Source organism: Serratia sp. HNCC26DJ244, from assembly GCF_057180565.1.
Map to the genome: position 1 here is coordinate 1 of NZ_JBXUGO010000144.1, position 308 is coordinate 308.

Annotated in this window: 1 protein-coding gene; it reads right to left on the minus strand. The window is 67.9% G+C overall.

Annotation, left to right across the window (positions count from 1 at the left end; genetic code table 11):
- Positions 1-308, minus strand: a 308-nt coding sequence (locus AC2A06_RS18995; RefSeq protein WP_484381317.1) for a hypothetical protein, incomplete at both ends; no start/stop codon positions are given.

The window sequence follows — 308 nt, forward strand, 5'->3', positions numbered from 1 at the left end:
TCGGCGGCCACCGGTCCGGTGGCGGTGCTGCCATCCGGGAAGGTCACAGTGATGGTGCTGCCCGGCTCGGCGGTACCGGACACAGTCAGGGTACCGTCTGGGTTAGCGACCACGCTTGGCGCGGCTGGCGCGACAGGGCCAGTGCTGTCCACATACGCGGTGATCGCGGACGGACTGTCATTGCCCGCCACATCGGTGGCCAGCACGCTGACATCACCACTGGTTTGTGGTGCGGTGCTGCTGATAGGACCATAGCTGCCATCGGCGGCCACCGGTCCGGTGGCGGTGCTGCCGTCCGGGAAGGTGAC